Source organism: Oribacterium sp. KHPX15 (assembly GCF_900107835.1).
Lineage (GTDB): Bacteria > Bacillota > Clostridia > Lachnospirales > Lachnospiraceae > Oribacterium.
Window position 1 is genome coordinate 45,296 of sequence record NZ_FNRG01000009.1, and the last position, 17,263, is coordinate 62,558.

Sequence of the window (17,263 nt, forward strand, 5' to 3'; positions counted from 1 at the left end):
GATAACTTTCTTTTATTTTTTACGATGGATCAAAAGATCTGTAAGTGAAATGAGGAAGGCTCTGGCGTCTTCATTGACACCCTCTAACTCTGTGAAACTGTCAATAGCTTCATGGGAAAGTTTTTTCACCTCAGCTCCGGCTTTTTCAAGTCCGTAAATGGAAACATAGGTGGTTTTCTGATTTTCTTCATCAGAATGTATGGGTTTTCCAAGTTCTTCCACTGTACTTGTTTCGTCTAAAATATCATCCTGTATCTGGAAGGCTACGCCTATCTTTTCGCCGATACCGGAAAGCTTTTTCAGATCATCCTCCGAAGCTCCGGCAAGTACTGCTCCTGTCATGAGAGCACACTGGAGAAGCGCACCGGTCTTTAATCTGTAAATGAACATAAGCTGCTCATCACTTAAGGCTTTTCCTGTCATCTCTACATCAACTGACTGGCCGCCCAGCATTCCGTAGATGCCAGATTTGCCGGAAAGGATATTTACGGCTTTCACAAAAGCCTGAGAGGATTCCGCCAATGTTTCGGCCGGGACATCAGCCTCTCCTGATCTCACTTTTTTAAGCTGCCGGTCAAATACCCCGGAAACCAGTTCAAAGGCGTAGAGTGTCAGTCCGTCTCCTGCAAGAGTACCCATATCCTCCCCATACTTATACCAGGTGGACTCCCTTCCTCTTCTGTATTTATCATTATCCATGCATGGAAGGTCATCATGACAGAGGCTGAAAGTGTGAATCATCTCCAGTGCAGTCATAAAGGAATGTACCACAGGAAGCATGAACTCATATTTTTCACTGCTCATCTTATCTTTATAAAGCTCAAAGCTTTTAAGCATTAGCATGGGTCTTATGCGTTTTCCGCCTGCCTCAACTGAATAATCCATGGCATCGATAACAAGCTTCTGGAGGCCCTCCCGCTCAGGAAGATATGACTCTATAATTTCATTTATATTCTTAACTGTAAGCTCAAATTCATGAGAGAATTCCATCTTCATCCAACACCTTTACCTGTTTTTCAATCTTATCGATACTTAGAGAAGCCTCCTTCAGAAGAGTCACACCTTTTTTATACATTTCAAAGGTCTTCTCAAGGCTGTCTTCTGTTTCCATACTTTCAAGGATCTCATCAAGTTCCGAAAATACTTCATTTAAAGGTTTTTTATTTTCATCAGCCTCAACGCCGCTAACATCAGGATTTTTCTTTTTCACCGGCATACATCGTTCCTCCCGGAAAATCTTATTGATTTAAAAACGTAAATTCTTTCTGTCACATTCAACATTTTTTATTAACAAACGTTAATCACCTTTACAGATCAGGATTCATTAACAGATTCAATTCTGCTCTTGATGCTGCCGTCCTTCAAGGTTGTTGTGATAACTGATCCAATGCTTACATCCTTCACACTTGAAACCTTGCCTCCGTCTTCATTTTGAAGATATCCGTAACCTGAAGATAGCTTACGTAAAGGACTTACCGCTTCAAGCTTTTCAGTATGGATCAAAAGTCTGTGTTTTGATTTCTCAATACTCTGCCTCATGACAGAAGGCAGATGTTCATAATCTCTGAGTCTGTTTCTTGACTTTAGCAGGCGGTCTCTCATGATGTTTTTAAACTCATCATAATCCTTTAATCGTTCTTTTTCGTCGGTCAGTTTATCCTGCATAAGCTGCTTCAGCTCATTTTTATACAGGATCTCCCTCTTTTGATACTCGCTGAGAATAGACTTGGGACTATGCTGATTGATCTTCAGCTTATACATGGAAAGCTTTTGGCGTTCATCCAGAATATGCTCTGACATGGAAGCATCCAGAGTTGCCCGGTAACCTGAAAGATCATTAAACAGTTTATCAAGATCAAATACAGCCAGTTCAGCTCCGGCACTGGGGGTTGGAGCTCTCAGATCAGCAACAAAATCGGCAATTGTGGTATCTGTTTCATGACCTACAGCACTAATCACAGGTGTGTCGGCATCAAATATTGCCTGTGCCACTATTCTTTCATTAAATGCCCAAAGGTCCTCGATGGAGCCTCCGCCTCTTCCGACGATAATGACATCAAGTCCCATAAGATCCAGAGTTTTAATGCCTCTGACTATAGACTCGGCGGAACCTTCGCCCTGAACCTGCGCCGGATACAGAGTGATATCTACATATGGATTACGTCTTTTAGCAATCTGAATGATATCTCTTACAGCTGCACCGGTCTTGGCAGTAACCACACCTATCTTTCCGGCATATTGGGGAATCGGTTTCTTATACATTTCATCAAACATCCCCATTTCGGAAAGTTCTTTTTTCAGCTGTTCAAACTTTACATAGAGATCCCCAAGTCCGTCTGCGGTGAAACTTTTGGCATAAATCTGATAACTTCCGCCCTTTTCATATACACCTACATTTCCGGTGCAAAGGACACTCATGCCATCCTCTAACTTAAACTGAAGCCCCGCACGATCTCCGGCAAACATGATGCCGGAAATCTGCGAAGCTGTATCTTTTAAAGTAAAGTAAATATGACCTGAAGAATGATATTTCAGATTTGATATCTCGCCTTTTATGGTAATGCCTGAAAGGGCAAAATCCTGAGCGAACATATTGGCAATATAGCGATTCAGCTGTGATACTGAATATGCTCGATTCGGCTTATTCATAACTTACTTATTATTCTTATTGATAAGGATATGAACACTCTTACCTTCCGAAGACTTCTTTTCTGTTATCTCGCCCTGAAGCTTACGGGGAGCTTTTTCTACTCTGGTAGACTCACGGCTGCCATCAACAAGTCTTGCAAGAACTCCGTTAACGAAAGATCCTGATTCGTTACCACCATACTTTTTAGCAAGCTCTATGGCTTCGTTTATGGCTACCTTCTCGGGGATGTCGTCATCATAGCTTATCTCATAAAGAGCGAGACGTATGGCTGTAAGATCAGTTTTTGTCATACGGTCTGTCTTCCAGCCTTCAGCTGATGAATTGATCCTTTCATCAAGCTCAGGAAGCTTATCTACGATCTTTTGCACTGCGGCTTCAAGTTCCTGCTGTTCTTCCTCGGAAACATTCTCAACCCTGAAGAGTACATCGCCGTCTTCATAATCAGGTGAAGCAAAATAGCTCTCCATCTGTGCAGGGATCTCATCTCCGGGATAAAACTGTGTGGAGAAAAGAAGTTTAAATTTGTGATCTCTTTCTTCTCGCTTATTCATATCTGTCCTATCTATAATATTATTTCTATATTGCAAATGATTTAGTCATTTGCTTACGATCAATAGTTATACCTTTCGATAGTATAATTTTTTAACTTTACTCTGTGGTGACAACGCCGGAAATCTTAACATTAACATCAAGCACGTTAAGTCCTGTCATGGATTCTATGGCCTGAACAACCTTTTCCTGTACGTTCTTTGATACCTCGGGTATGGAGTAACCATATTTAACATTGAGACTTAAATTTACGGATACATGTCCTTCTTCTATGCTGGTGGTAACTCCCTTACTGAGGTCCTTGATACCCATTCTGGAAATGATCTCACCTGACCATCCTCCGTCCATGGAATCAACACCCTCTGTTTCTGTGGCAGCAATGCCTGCGATGATGGCAACAACCTCATCTGCGATTATCACCTGACCATCATCATCTTTTGAATATACAACGTGAGTCATTCTCTCCTGATTCTGTTCCATTAAGAGCCTCCCTTAAAAGTTGTGCAAATGCACATTTTACAGACATCTGCCTGATTTGTACAGAATATTTTCAGATTTAGGCATAGTCCGACAAATTTTTTTGTAATCTTACGTCTATGATAGCACAATTCTGTATATTATGCATTAGGGAATCTTTTATACAAAAACCTGACTCCGAATTTATCTTTGATAAGCCGGTGAAAGTATGTGCCGTAGCTTAGACCGTTATATATTCTTTCAGTTTCTCATAGGTCTTGTCTCCTATTCGCTTTACATTTTTTATTTCTTCGACATCCGCAAATCCACCATACTTTTCCCTGTAATCGATAATGTTTTTGGCGGTTGCCGGTCCGACTCCCGGAAGAGATTCAAGTTCCTTCTGAGTGGCACTGTTAAGATTGATGCGATCTCCGGAATCATTATCCGCAGATGCCCGGGTTTCGATATCATCTGATGAATCTGAATCCACTCCGTATCCTTCTTTTTCTATAATAATCTTTGAAGACTTCTGTTCCGAGAAGGCATAGGCTGAATTATCCTTTTCCCTGCCTTTGGTCACATACCATAGTCCGCATAATACCATCAAGCCTATAATTATCAGTTGTTTTACTTTCTCGAGTTTTTTTTGCAGTTTATATTTATTCTTTTCAGTCATATATTTTATTCACTTTCTTTATATTAAATATTACTTTTATGCAACCAGATTTAACTTGACAGTTTTTCCTCATAGCTTATAATTTCTATGTAAACGCTAGGGGCGCTTTTGCTGAGATGATCTAAGGATCAACCCTTTTTACCTGATCAGGTTAGTACCTGCGTAGGGAAGCAAATATCTGACTATCCATGTCCGGATAGTAGTCTGCCCCTCCATTTTAAGGAGGTTTTTTTATGTCAAAAAATGTCAGGACACTCGCTTACTGTGCGCTTTGCATCGCACTGGCTACCGTAACTTCAATGATCAAGGTCTTTGAATTTCCTACGGGCGGAGCTATCACTCTATGTTCCATGCTTTTCGCAACTCTTCCGGGTTTTCTTTTCGGACCTGTAGTCGGTCTCGTTTCCGGTGTAACTTATGGAATTCTCCAGTTTATTCTGGAGCCTTTTGTTCTTTCACCTGTGCAGGTTATCCTTGATTACATTCTTGCTTTTGGTGCTTTTGGTGTGTCAGGTTTCTTCTGCAGCAGGAAGAATGGGCTGTTCATCGGATATCTGGCAGCCTGTTGTCTTAGATGGTTCTTTTCTTTCTTATCAGGTTGGGTTTTCTGGGGCGAATATGCCTGGAGTGGTTGGAATCCGGCCGCTTACTCTGCGGTTTACAATTTGATCTACATCGGGGCTGAGGCGCTCGTGACTGTTGTGCTGTTGAGGGCCACTTCGGTATTCCATGCGTTTGACAGAGTGAAGGCTACGGTGGCTACGCAGGGTTAGTGATAAACAGGACGGAAAATGGAAGGGACGTGTGACGGCCCACGGGATTGAAAGAACATTTGGCACATCCATGTTCGCCCAGGCTGCACTCTGTGCATCCTGTTCGTACATGTCTGCACCAAATGTTCTTTCAACCCGCAAGCCTTGCCACCCATCCCTTCCATTTTCCTGGTTTTCTCAGCCGTAAGAGATGTATTGCTGTATTGTAGTACTAAAAGATAAATCGCACAATGTCTGTTTTTAGACTATATATGAATGTGAAAATGCCCGAGCAGTCTGAATGACCGGCTCGGGCATATGTTTTATTTCTGGATATTTATGGATGCAAATAACAGCACCTAAGAGTAGGCAAGACCACCTTGGTGCTGTTTACATAAATAATCATTAAAGGTTTTTCTGGAGTTTTGTGGCTTCGACGAGGTGCTGGGCAAGGACGGCAGTGGTTACGGTACCTACGCCGCCGGGGACGGGGGTTGCGGCTGAGGCTTTGAGGACGATCTGATCCCAGTCGCAGTCTCCGCAGAGGTTGCCCTGTTCGTCAACGTTAATTCCGACATCAATGACGGTGGCATCTTCTCTGACGTAACCGCTGCTTATTTTTTTGGCTTTACCGATGGCGGCAACTACGATGTCTGCTTCACTGGCAACGGCTTTGATGTTTTCTGTTTTTGAGTGACAGACTGTAACTGTGGCGTTCTCTTTGAGAAGGAGCATGGAGAGGGGTTTTCCTACTACCATGGATCTTCCGATTACGCAGACACGCTTTCCGGCCATTTCGATATTGTAGTCCTTGAGGATTTCCACAACTGCCTGTGCGGTGCAGGGGGCAAATGCATGCTTGTCACCACGCATCACACCGGCAACATTGGCATCGGTAATTCCATCAAGATCCTTTAGAGGATTCATTTTTTTCAGCATTGCCTCTTCGTCTATCTGTGCGGGAAGAGGTCTCATAACAAGGATTCCCTGGATTTCAGGGTCATCATTTATGAAGTCAAAGACTTCCTGGAATTCTTCGTTGGTGCAGTTTGCCGGAAGCTCATAATCCTTTACTTCCAGTCCGTAATCCACAAATCGTTTTTTGATGCTTCTTTCATAGGCGATGTCGTCTTCCTTCTCACCTACTCTCAGTACTGCGAGAGCCGGAAGGATTCCGTTGTACTTTCCCACAAAGTCCAGGCATTCGCCCTTTATTCTGTCTGCAATAAGCTTTCCTCTTAATTCTTTCATTTTTCTCCTTTATATGATAATTATATTGTGCCTGGTTCAGTTTCAGGTCCCGGCATCCTTCTGCAAAACAGAGCTATCTGACCAAAACCCAACCTGTTCCGATTTAACTATCAGCTGAAATCAATTTGTTCCGATTTAATTGTCAGCTGAAATCTACTTTATTTCTTTCTATTTTATCCCCATCATCATACTTTTGTTTAATGGTGCTTTCAACCTGTTCATAGATGAGTCTCGCTCTGGAGGTTCCGTCCAGAAGCAGCTTTCTTGCATATTCATTGAGCTCAATCATGCGGTTAGTGTTTTTCATCATTTTGGTATTGATGTAAACATTCATCACAGCTCCTTCGATGGCTGTATTCAAAAATGAAACTCCCACTCCAACGTCACTAAGCATAAGCTTTGAGCCGTTATCCGCTAGCTGCTGCATATAGATAAGAGCTTCACAGGCTTTTTCCATAACTTTTATGGGTGTCATGGAAGCATTGGACAGGCAGGTTTCGAGAGTTGTTTCCTTATAATCTTTTTCCTCCACTGTGTCCTCGGGAAGTCCGTAGGCTTTGCTGAGGGGATAGAACACTTCTTCATCTTCATCTGAAAGCTTCAGAAAATCCTCTCTCAGTTTAGTGAGTTTTTCCTGTATCCTGATAAGCTCCGGCTCAAAGTCAGCGTACTTCTTTTTACCGCTTGTGAATGCACAGACCATAAGTCCGAGGCTTACGCCATAGGCTCCTGAAAGTGCACTGGCGCCTCCCCCTCCCGGGACCGATTCCTTCGCCCCGAGCTTAGACAGATATTCTTTTAATACTGTATCTCCTGCTGTCATGTCCTGATCCTCCATAATTAAATTATCAGCGATATAATCTACATTTACATGTCAGATATAGATTTAAAGATAATGCTTATACAGAGCCCTTAAGCTATGAACAAGTTTGTCAGATAGTATGGCTCAAAAAGCGGCATTAACAGATGAGGAAAGTATAACGGATATTTTATTAAAGTAGCAAGCATCATTGCTATATTTAATGCTCATATACATGTTAACCAAATATCATGTATATTTCCTTTTAAATATCTATATCTTGTATGCCAAAAAGTCCATTCCAAAACATTGCAAGAAAAGTCAACTAATGACATAATGAAATTGCACGATACTTTGCATTGGACTCCGTACGATAGTCGTTCGGCAGATGCCTTATAAGTCAAAGACCGTAGCAGGAGGATAAAAATGAATAATAATGTATCAACTTCAACCACTCAGTCACAGGTTGGTATCAATGTTTCCGGCAAGGTGCGTGACCTTTCCATCATGTCAATGTTTACAGCCATTGTGCTGATCATGGCATTCACCCCGTTTGGCATCATTGACCTGCCTCTCATCAAAGCTACTATCTTACATGTGCCGGTCATCATCGGCGGAATCCTTATGGGACCTAAGAAGGGTGCTTTCCTTGGATTCCTTTTCGGAGCAACAAGTCTTTTTAAGAACATCATGGCTCCAAGTATCCTTTCATTTGCATTTACACCGACAGTTCCTGTTCCGGGTCTTTCACACGGATCACCATGGGCTCTGTTCATATGTTTTGTACCTCGTATGCTTGTTGGTGTTACACCATGGCTTGTTTACAAAGCATTCAGCAAGGTTCTTCCCAAGATGAATGATGCAATCCGCTTTGCTGTTCTGGTTTTATGCGGCGCTGTGGGAGCTTTCACAAACACAGGTCTTGTTATGGGCACCATCTATGTGGTATTTAAGAATGCTTATGCCGCAGCCAATAACATCCCGGTTGACCAGGTTCTCGGAGTGATACTTGGCATAGTATTTGGAAACGGTGTTCCTGAAATGATCGTTGCTGCTGTTATCGTTCCTATCGTTGTGACAGCACTTATCAAATCACGAATTGCAGCAAAATAAATTTTATTAAATGATTAATTTATACCAGTCAAATTTTATATTTGACTGGTATTTTTTCCGCCGGCAGTAATAGGCGGAATGAGGATTATTATGAAAATTCTTTTGATAGATGTTGGTAATTCAAATATCGTTATAGGTGTTTTTGAAAATGGCACAAAGCTTTTTCAGGACAGAGCAGTTACCAAACAGAGATGGGATCAGCTTAGCTTCATGAATGAGCTTCAGACTATCCTTGATAAGAATTCTGTTTCTCCTTCGGAGATTGAGGGTTCCATAATATCTTCGGTTGTGCCGGACATTAACCCTATACTTGTTTCCGCGATAAAGAGACTTATAGGAAAGGTACCGAAGATTGCAAGCAAACAGAACATTGACATCCCTGTCAGAAATTACGATATGTCTCTTCTCGGCATGGACAGACTTGTGGATATGCTGGCTGCGGTTACAAAATATGGTGCTCCCGTAATGGTTTATGATCTCGGTACCTGTACCACCATGTCCACCATCGATAGTGAGGGTTATTTCATTGGCGGCATGATTTCGGCAGGGATACAGCTGAGCCTGGATGCTGAAGCAGAAAAGACTGCCCAGCTTCCGAAGCTCACTGCTGATGCACCTGAAAAGCTCTTGGGGGATGACACGGTTTCGTGTATGATTAACGGAGAAGTCATTGGCACAGCTGCCATGATCGACGGAATTCATGACCGGGTGGCTGAGGAGATTGGTCTCCCAAAGAATAAACTACCTCTGGTTCTCACAGGGGGACTGGGAAAACTTATCCTGCCTTGGCTGAAGAACGAGGTCTGTTTTGAACCGGATCTATTGCTGAACGGTCTCGAAATACTGTATCACAAGACCATCAAATAAAAACTTCAGGAAGGAGTATTTATGCTTAAAGGTAAAAATATTTTGTTGGGAGTAACCGGCGGGATTGCTGCTTACAAGGCCGCTGACATTTGCTCAAGATTGGTTAAGAACCATGCCAATGTTGACGTCATCATGACCGAGCATGCCCTGAACTTCATCACTCCCAATACTTTCGAAGCATTGTGCCACAATAAGGTGGTAACAGATACCTTTGACAGAAACCACCCCTGGGAGGTTGAGCATATTGCCCTGGCGGATAAGGCGGATTGTGTCATCATTGCCCCTGCCACCGCCAATATAATCGGAAAGCTGGCAAACGGCATAGCTGATGACATGCTGACAACTACTCTCATGGCCTGCGAATGTCCCAAGCTTATCGCTCCTGCCATGAATACCAAGATGTGGAATAATCCCATACTTCAGGACAATCTGAAGAAGCTCAAGCATTACGGATGGACTGTTATCGAACCCGCGTCAGGACATCTTGCATGCGGTACAGAAGGTGCCGGAAAGCTTGAAGATCCATCTGTGATAGTTGACTGGGTCATCAATCAGGCGGCCTGCGAAAAGGATATGAAGGGGCTCAGCGTCATGGTCAGTGCCGGACCTACATGTGAAGATCTGGATCCTGTACGTTTTCTTACCAATCGTTCCTCCGGCAAGATGGGCTACAGCATAGCTTCAGCCGCTGCCGCAAGAGGTGCAGAAGTTACTCTGGTAAGCGGGCCTGTGAACCTTCCTCATCCTGCAAATGTCAAGGTTGTTAACATCAGAAGTGCCGCTGACATGTACGAGGCAATCACCTCTCGTCAGAAGGATACGGATATCATCATCAAAGCGGCTGCCGTAGCAGATTACAGACCGGCTACCGTTGCAGATAACAAGCTAAAGAAGAAGGATGACGGATCTGATCTCTCACTTCCTTTGGAAAGAACAGATGATATACTGAAATATCTCGGAAAACACAAAAAGAAAGGCCAGTTCCTTTGCGGTTTTTCAATGGAAACCGAGAACATGATTGAAAACTCCAGAAAGAAGCTTGAAAAGAAAAACCTGGACCTCATCGCCGCAAACAACGTTAAAGTCGAAGGCGCCGGCTTCCAGGGCGACACCAACGTCCTCACATTGATCTCACATGATTCGGAAGTTGAACTCCCACTGCTTTCAAAATGGGATGCAGCAAACAGGTTGCTGGATGAGATCATGAAGCTTCGCTAATTATATTCTATAAAAGCTAATCCACAGGAGACGGTTTTCTTATAAAGGAACCGTCTCCTGTGGATTATATGACCTAATAATTTGATATGAGTCATGTACAGATACTGTTATTGATCACTTCAACTGAGACCGGCAAACACTGCTTCCAGCTTTTCCTGCATCTCGTTTACATGCTCTCTTTCGATAACAAGAGGCGGTACGAAACGGATGGTGTTGTGTTCTGCCGAAATGAGGATCAGCTTCTGCTCGAGCAGGGCTTTCTTCACGATTTCACCAACCTTTACTCCTTCCGCAAATTCAAGTCCCTGGATAAGACCCTTTCCTCTGTGGTCAACCACCAGATCAGGGTATTTTTCCTTAATCTCCTCGAGAGCCTTCCAGAGATGCTCTCCCATCTTCTTTGCGTGTCCCGGAATGTCTGCTTCTTTAAATACATCCAGAACTGCTGAAGCAACCGCACAAACAAACGGATTTCCGCCGTAGGTGGATCCGTGATCACCTGGCTTCATGGCCTCTGCAGCTTCCCCGCAGGCAAGGAAAGCGCCGATGGGAACTCCGTTACCAAGGGCCTTTGCCACTGTCATGACATCCGGCTTCACATCGTACTCCTGCCATGCGAAAAGATATCCGGTACGTCCCATTCCGCACTGGATCTCATCCAGAATAAGAAGGAGATCATTTTCATCACAGAGCTTTCTCACGCCTTTAAGGAACTCCTCTGTGGCAGGATATATTCCGCCCTCACCCTGGAATGTTTCCATGATGATGGCTCCGGTGTTTTCATTGATAAGAGCCTTGACCGAATCAAGGTCGTTGTAGATTGCGAACTTAACTCCTCCGATTAGCGGCTCAAAAGGCTCGCGATAATGATCCTTACCTGTCACGCTGAGAGCACCCATACTTCTTCCATGGAAGGAACCCTGCATGGCGATGATCTCGCAGCCCTTTTTTCCTTTGTTGAAATGATAACGGCGGGCGATCTTAAGTGCACCCTCTACAGCCTCGGTTCCCGAATTAGTAAAGAATACCTTGTCCATTCCGGTCATTTCGGTAAGCTTCTCCGCAGCTTCCACAGCCGGTTCGTTATAAAACAGATTTGATGTGTGAAGAAGTCCCTTGTCTATCTGAGACTTCATCGTATGGTTCAGAAGATCGTTGCCGTATCCAAGACCGCAAACTGAAATTCCTGCTCCGAAATCCAGATACTTATTATCGCCTACATCGTAGAGATAAACTCCTTCTGCATGATCAAATGCAACCTGAAAACGATTATAGGTCTTGTAAAATACTTTGTCTCCGTCATTTATGACACGGTCATTTACTACGTTGCCTTTTACTATGGAATCATCCATAAACTTCATTGTCATACCTCCGATACCGGGGTCTTTCCCCTCTGTATATATGCTTTAAGCGTCTCTCCAATTTTTCATGGAGAAACGCTTCATAATTCAATCTCAGTCAAATGCTTTATCAATTGATTTCTCAATCATGGTTCCGATACCCTTATTAGTGAATATCTCAAGCAAGAGACAGTGAGGTACTCTTCCGTCAAGTATATGCACACTGTTAACGCCCTTCTTCATGGCATCTATACAGTTCTGAAGCTTGGGAAGCATTCCGCCTCCGAGAATTCCGGAATCAATCATTTCCTGAGCCTCATCAAGGCTTAATGTATGTATAAGGGAATTTTTATCTTCAAAATCTTTGTATACGCCCTCTACATCAGTAAGGTAAGCAAGCTTCTCGGCATGCATAGCTGCTGCAATGGCACATGCCGCATCGTCAGCATTAACATTGTAAGTCTGACCGTGATCATCAAAGCCTACAGGACAAATAACAGGTATAAAGTTATCATCCATGAGATCTTTAATGACGGTGGTATCAACGTCTACAACCTCTCCTACAAAACCGATATCCTCTCCATTACTGTATTTCTTTACACACTTAAGAAGGTTTCCATCCTTGCCGGAGATACCCACAGATTTACCGCCCAGGTTGTTGATGAGCTGTACAAGTGATTTATTGACCTTATTAAGCACCATCTCAGCGATTTCCATGGTTTCATCATCGGTAACTCTAAGTCCGTTTACAAATTTTGGCTCCTTGCCGACTTTGCTTATCCACTTTGAAATATCTTTTCCTCCACCGTGAACGATAATAGGCTTAAGTCCAACCAGTTTAAGAAGAGCCACATCCTGCATAACCTGCATCTTGAGGTTCTCATCTGTCATGGCTGATCCGCCATACTTTACGATAACTACCTTGTCCTGAAATTTCTGAATATATGGAAGTGCCTCAACCAGGGTTGCAGCCTTATTCATTATCTCCTGTGAAATGTCCATCTTTTTCTCCTTACGTACGATATTCTGCGTTAATGTCTACATACTCATGTGTGAGGTCGCAGCCCCATGCGGTGGCTGTCTCAACGCCCTCGTTCATTTCAATAAGGGCTGTGACTTCCTGATATCCCAGGATCTCAGCAGCAAAATCCTCATCAAAATCAAGGGGTACTCCCTGTTTATAAACAGCTATCTTTCCTATATCATTAACGAAATACAGGTCCACCTTTTCAGGATCGAACTCTGCTCCGCTGTAACCCATGGCACAGAGGATTCGTCCCCAGTTTGCGTCTCTTCCGTAAATTGCTGCCTTTGTGAGGGTTGATGATACAACGGATCTGGCTAATGTTCTCGCCTGATCCTTGTTTCTCGCCCCGACAACCTTTGCTGTGAAAAGGTGTGACGCTCCCTCTCCGTCTGCAGCCATTCTTGTGGCGAGGGTAGCATTAACCTGATGAAGAGCTGATCTGAATGTTTCGAAATCCTCATCATCGTCAATAATTTCTTTATTCCCCGCGGTGCCGTTTGCAAGGATCACACAGGTATCGTTTGTTGATGTATCACCATCAACGGAAATCATGTTAAAGGTATCAACGATATCTTCGCTGAGGGCTTTCTGCAGGAGCTCCTTGGAAATAGCAACATCTGTTGTCAGGAAGCAAAGCATGGTGCACATTCTCGGATGAATCATGCCGGAGCCCTTTGTCATTCCGCCGATATGAACCTTCTTGCCGTCAAGCTCAAACTCCACGGCAAATTCTTTGTTCACAGTATCTGTGGTCATAATGGCTTTGCTTGCCGAGGTTGCGTGAGCCTCATCGCTTTCGAGAAGCGGAATCATTTCAGAGATGGCATTAAGCATCTTATCTACTGGGAGCTGCATACCGATGACACCTGTGGAAGCTACCAGTACGGACTCTGCGGAAAATGTATCTCCGAAGTGCTCTGCAACACACTTAGCTTCTGCTTTGCAGGCATCCATACCCTCTTTTCCGGTGCAGGCATTGGCAATTCCCGAATTTACAACTACTGCATGTACAGAATTTCCCGATGTGACAATGTTTTTATCCCACATTACAGGAGCAGCCTTTACAACATTGGATGTAAAGGTTCCTGCCACCGTGCAGGGTTCTTTTGAAAAGATCATGGCCATATCATCACGGCCTTTTTTCCTTATTTCAGCAGCATAGGAAGCTGCCATAAAACCTTTGGCGGCACATACACCGCCGTTTATTGAAATCATACTCATTAATAGAACCTCCGGAGTCAATTGAAAACTCTCATTATCTTCTGACTCTAAACAGTTATCATCATTATCTTCATAGCTTATGTACAATCATGATTTATACGTGCTTGTATCATACCTACTTATAAAGATTAAATTTTCACTTTTAACCCAGGTTTACATTGACCGATTTAGGTCTGAATGTGAACTCAGCTCTTCGGTTTACCGAGCCGAAGAGCTTCATTCTATGAGCAAACTCTCTATAATGCCTTATCGGGGTTTTCCGATAAAGGCATCATACAAAGTTCTTACCGGATTTATTTGTTATTTTGAAGGTTCTTAACCTCAAGCATCTTCATTGCACGTACCTTCTCGGGAAGACCGAATAAGGTGATGAATCCTGAAGCGTCGTGGTGATCGTAAAGATCTCCTGTTGTGAAGGACGCAAGAGACTCATTGTAAAGTGAATATGGTGAAGTTGTTCCTGCCTTTGTGATGTTACCCTTGTAAAGCTTAAGCTTGGTAACACCAGTAACATACTTCTGTGTTGACTCTACGAATGCCTGAAGAGCCTCACGAAGAGGATCGAACCACTTACCCTCATAAACTACCTGAGAGTACTTAACATCAACCATCTGCTTGAATTCCATAGTCTGACGGTCAAGGATCAGCTCCTCGATCTGCTTATGTGCCTCCATAAGGATGGTAAGTCCCGGAGTCTCATAAACGCCACGGCTCTTCATACCTACTACACGGTTCTCAACGATATCGATGATTCCGATGCCGTTCTCTCCGCCAAGCTTGTTAAGCTCGATTATTATATCCTTAACAGACATCTTCTTTCCGTTAAGCTCAACGGGGATTCCTGCCTCCCATTTGATCTCCACATCTGTCACCTTATCCGGTGCTTTTTCGGGAGAGTTTGAAAGAACCAGCATGTGGTCGTAATTCGGCTCCTGTGAAGGATCCTCAAGCTCAAGTCCCTCATGTGAGATATGAACAATGTTTCTGTCGCGGCTGTATGAATTGTCCGCAGAGAATGTAAGAGGAATTCCCTTTGACTTAATGTAGTCGTACTCATCTTCACGTGACTGGAAGGTCCAGATGTCTGTCATTCTCCATGGAGCGATGATGTCAAGATCAGGAGCAAGAGCCTTGATGGAAAGCTCGAAACGGATCTGATCGTTGCCCTTTCCTGTAGCACCGTGGCAGATTGCCTTAGCGCCTTCCTTACGTGCAATGTCTACCAGCTTCTTTGCGATGGCCGGTCTCGCCATGGACGTTCCAAGTAAATATTTATTCTCATATGTTGCATCTGCCTGAAGGCATGGTACAACGTAGTTGTCACAGAAATCGTCGGTAATGTCTTCGATGTAAAGCTTTGCAGCTCCGGAAAGCTTTGCTCTCTCGGCAAGTCCGTCGAGCTCATTGCCCTGTCCTACGTCTACACAGCAGCAGATTACTTCATATCCAAAGGTTTCTTTAAGCCATGGTACGATTGCTGTTGTGTCAAGTCCGCCGGAATACGCGAGTACTACTTTCTCGCCCTGTGTGTTGTTCTTTGGTGTAAGATTGCCCATATCTTTTCTCCTTTTCAAAACTTTTTGACTTTACAGGTTATCCTGTGAAGTGTGGTAAGTACTTCTTCAAAAAGCATTTACTTAACTGCTGTTTGGATAATACGCTTTCTTGCATGAAAATGCAAGTGTTATTTGTATAAAAATGCATATTTAGTCATTTTATCTTGTATAAATCCTCATCCAATGCATATTTGTAGCATATTTATACATCGTCAATGCATTATAGGGGAAGGTTCCCGACTGCGGGAACCTTCCCCTATTATTTACAATAATTCTCCCGGAGCGCCGGTGGTTTTACGGTTTTTAACGCAAGTCTCGAGGGAGATGGCGTCATAGATGTCTTCATCTATTTTGTCGCAAATGTTCTTATAATCTGTGAGTGTGAGGTCGTCGAGGGCACACTTCTTTTCTTCGCATAAGAGAACAAGCTCGCCTACGATGCCGTGGGCTGTTCTGAAGGGAACGCCTTTACGAACGAGGTAATCTGCAACGTCGGTGGCATTGGTGAATCCTCGCTTTGCGGAATCCTCCATGCGGGTTTTGTTAAAGGTTATGGTGCTGAGCATTCCGTTCATGAGTTTTACGGAATCAAGAACGGTATCCATGGCGTCAAATGCAAATTCTTTATCCTCCTGCATATCCTTGTTGTAGGCAAGAGGAAGTCCTTTCATTACTACCAGAAGGCTCTGAAGTGCACCATATACACGTCCTGTCTTTCCGCGAATAAGCTCGGCTATATCCGGGTTCTTCTTCTGCGGCATAATGCTTGAGCCGGTGGAATAGGCGTCGGATATGCGGACAAACTGATACTCATTGGAGTTCCAGATGATGATTTCTTCGCTTAAACGGCTGAGGTGCATCTGTATGGTTGAAAGGTCGAATATATATTCAAGAAGGTAATCTCTGTCAGATACGGAATCCATGGAGTTGTTTGTGGGTTTTCTGAATTCCAGAAGTTTCGCTGTATAGTCTCTGTCCAGAGGATAGGTAGTGCCTGCGAATGCTCCCGCTCCGAGAGGGCACTCGTTCAGACGGTCTCTTGTGTCGCTGAGACGGCTAAGATCCCTCAATAGCATTTCCTTATAAGCACCCATATGGTGTGCAAGAGTTGTGGGCTGTGCCTTCTGAAGGTGTGTAAATCCCGGCATATAGGTATCGCGGTTTTCATCTATCAGCTTTTCAAAGGTGTCGATTAGTTTCTTGATTTCTTCCACCATGCTGTCCATATGGTCACGGGTATACATCTTCATATCAAGGGCTACCTGATCATTACGGCTGCGGCCTGTATGAAGTCTTTTGCCTGCCTCTCCAATGCGTTCTGTAAGTTCTGCTTCTATAAAACTGTGAATGTCTTCGGCCGAACCGCCTATTGTGAGTTTTCCTGCTTCTATGTCTGAAAGGATTCCTTCGAGGCCTTTTACGATGGCTTCGCTGTCTTCTTCTGAGATGATGCTTTGTTTTCCAAGCATTTTTGCATGTGCTATGGATCCTCTGATGTCCTGTCTGTACATGCGTTTATCAAAACTGAGTGATTCGTTAAATGCTTCTGTTAATGCATCTTCTGCTTCTGTAAATCTGCCGCCCCAAAGCTTCATTGGCGTTCCTCCGTGATTAAAATTTTTGAATAAAAATATCCCCTGTGTATTTTACTACACAAGGGATATAAAGTTAAATGGTTTAAATGAATATTAGGTATTATATGCCGGACGGAAAATGGAAGGGATGGGTGACGGCCCACGGGATTGAAAGTACATCCAACTTGGCATGTTCGTCCCAGCTGCACTG

17 protein-coding genes and 1 riboswitch are annotated in these 17,263 nt (G+C 43.6%); of the genes, 4 read left to right on the plus strand and 13 right to left on the minus strand.

The genetic code is table 11. The annotated features are described in order from the left end of the window. Positions 1-12 precede the first annotated feature (12 nt). From BLV86_RS07545 to BLV86_RS07570, 6 genes are all read right to left on the minus strand, one after another. Positions 13-990, minus strand: a complete 978-nt coding sequence (locus tag BLV86_RS07545) for a polyprenyl synthetase family protein (RefSeq protein WP_442950761.1) — start codon at positions 988-990, stop codon at positions 13-15. Then, positions 974-1,210, minus strand: a complete 237-nt coding sequence (locus BLV86_RS07550) for an exodeoxyribonuclease VII small subunit (protein WP_242873263.1) — start codon at positions 1,208-1,210, stop codon at positions 974-976. The genes BLV86_RS07545 and BLV86_RS07550 overlap by 17 nt, the downstream gene beginning before the upstream one ends. Positions 1,211-1,314: 104 nt before the next feature. Continuing rightward, positions 1,315-2,649, minus strand: a complete 1,335-nt coding sequence (gene xseA / locus BLV86_RS07555) for an exodeoxyribonuclease VII large subunit (RefSeq protein WP_031549538.1) — start codon at positions 2,647-2,649, stop codon at positions 1,315-1,317. 3 nt (positions 2,650-2,652) lie between these two features. After that, complete coding sequence (gene nusB / locus BLV86_RS07560; protein ID WP_044916223.1) at positions 2,653-3,201, minus strand: transcription antitermination factor NusB; 549 nt, start codon at positions 3,199-3,201, stop codon at positions 2,653-2,655. Positions 3,202-3,298: 97 nt separating this feature from the next. Next, positions 3,299-3,679: an Asp23/Gls24 family envelope stress response protein gene (locus BLV86_RS07565; RefSeq protein WP_031549540.1), complete on the minus strand. Its 381-nt coding sequence runs from the start codon at positions 3,677-3,679 to the stop codon at positions 3,299-3,301. Positions 3,680-3,896: 217 nt separating this feature from the next. Continuing rightward, positions 3,897-4,334: a ComEA family DNA-binding protein gene (locus BLV86_RS07570; RefSeq protein WP_090816040.1), complete on the minus strand. Its 438-nt coding sequence runs from the start codon at positions 4,332-4,334 to the stop codon at positions 3,897-3,899. Positions 4,335-4,422: 88 nt separating this feature from the next. Beyond that, a riboswitch (TPP riboswitch) is annotated at positions 4,423-4,520 on the plus strand. Positions 4,521-4,567: 47 nt separating this feature from the next. On the opposite strand from BLV86_RS07570, the gene thiT reads away from it, so the two are divergent. Continuing rightward, positions 4,568-5,107 carry an energy-coupled thiamine transporter ThiT gene (thiT, locus tag BLV86_RS07575; protein ID WP_090816042.1) on the plus strand — a complete coding sequence of 180 codons (540 nt, stop codon included), beginning with the start codon at positions 4,568-4,570 and terminating at the stop codon, positions 5,105-5,107. Positions 5,108-5,491: 384 nt separating this feature from the next. On the opposite strand, the gene BLV86_RS07580 is transcribed toward thiT, so the two are convergent. After that, positions 5,492-6,337: a bifunctional 5,10-methylenetetrahydrofolate dehydrogenase/5,10-methenyltetrahydrofolate cyclohydrolase gene (locus tag BLV86_RS07580; protein ID WP_031549546.1), complete on the minus strand. Its 846-nt coding sequence runs from the start codon at positions 6,335-6,337 to the stop codon at positions 5,492-5,494. Positions 6,338-6,479: 142 nt separating this feature from the next. Next, positions 6,480-7,160, minus strand: coding sequence for a cyclodeaminase/cyclohydrolase family protein (locus tag BLV86_RS07585; protein WP_090816044.1), 681 nt, complete (start codon positions 7,158-7,160; stop codon positions 6,480-6,482). A gap of 402 nt (positions 7,161-7,562) precedes the next feature. Between BLV86_RS07585 and BLV86_RS07590 the strand changes: the two genes are divergently transcribed. From BLV86_RS07590 to coaBC, 3 genes are all read left to right on the plus strand, one after another. Beyond that, positions 7,563-8,249, plus strand: coding sequence for an ECF transporter S component (locus BLV86_RS07590; protein ID WP_090816046.1), 687 nt, complete (start codon positions 7,563-7,565; stop codon positions 8,247-8,249). A 90-nt stretch (positions 8,250-8,339) separates the two neighbouring features. Beyond that, positions 8,340-9,116, plus strand: a complete 777-nt coding sequence (locus BLV86_RS07595) for a type III pantothenate kinase (protein WP_031549551.1) — start codon at positions 8,340-8,342, stop codon at positions 9,114-9,116. Between the two features lie 21 nt (positions 9,117-9,137). Next, a complete protein-coding gene (coaBC, locus tag BLV86_RS07600) occupies positions 9,138-10,334 on the plus strand; it encodes a bifunctional phosphopantothenoylcysteine decarboxylase/phosphopantothenate--cysteine ligase CoaBC (protein ID WP_090816048.1) in 1,197 nt (398 codons plus the stop codon). Positions 10,335-10,453: 119 nt separating this feature from the next. Here coaBC and BLV86_RS07605 read toward each other — a convergent pair whose 3' ends face one another. The 5 genes from BLV86_RS07605 to argH form a co-directional block, all read right to left on the minus strand. Continuing rightward, positions 10,454-11,686 carry an aspartate aminotransferase family protein gene (locus tag BLV86_RS07605; protein ID WP_090816102.1) on the minus strand — a complete coding sequence of 411 codons (1,233 nt, stop codon included), beginning with the start codon at positions 11,684-11,686 and terminating at the stop codon, positions 10,454-10,456. Between the two features lie 102 nt (positions 11,687-11,788). Next, on the minus strand, positions 11,789-12,670 hold the full coding sequence (gene argB, locus BLV86_RS07610; protein WP_029200584.1) for an acetylglutamate kinase: 882 nt from the start codon (positions 12,668-12,670) through the stop codon (positions 11,789-11,791). Positions 12,671-12,686: 16 nt separating this feature from the next. Further along, positions 12,687-13,916: a bifunctional glutamate N-acetyltransferase/amino-acid acetyltransferase ArgJ gene (gene argJ, locus BLV86_RS07615; RefSeq protein ID WP_090816105.1), complete on the minus strand. Its 1,230-nt coding sequence runs from the start codon at positions 13,914-13,916 to the stop codon at positions 12,687-12,689. Between the two features lie 299 nt (positions 13,917-14,215). Next, entirely contained in the window at positions 14,216-15,478 is a 1,263-nt protein-coding gene (locus BLV86_RS07620) for an argininosuccinate synthase (protein WP_044931939.1), read from the minus strand. A gap of 263 nt (positions 15,479-15,741) precedes the next feature. Beyond that, the gene (gene argH, locus BLV86_RS07625; protein WP_090816050.1) at positions 15,742-17,073 is read right to left on the minus strand and encodes an argininosuccinate lyase; all 1,332 of its coding nucleotides are present in this window, start codon (positions 17,071-17,073) and stop codon (positions 15,742-15,744) included. Positions 17,074-17,263: the final 190 nt, after the last annotated feature.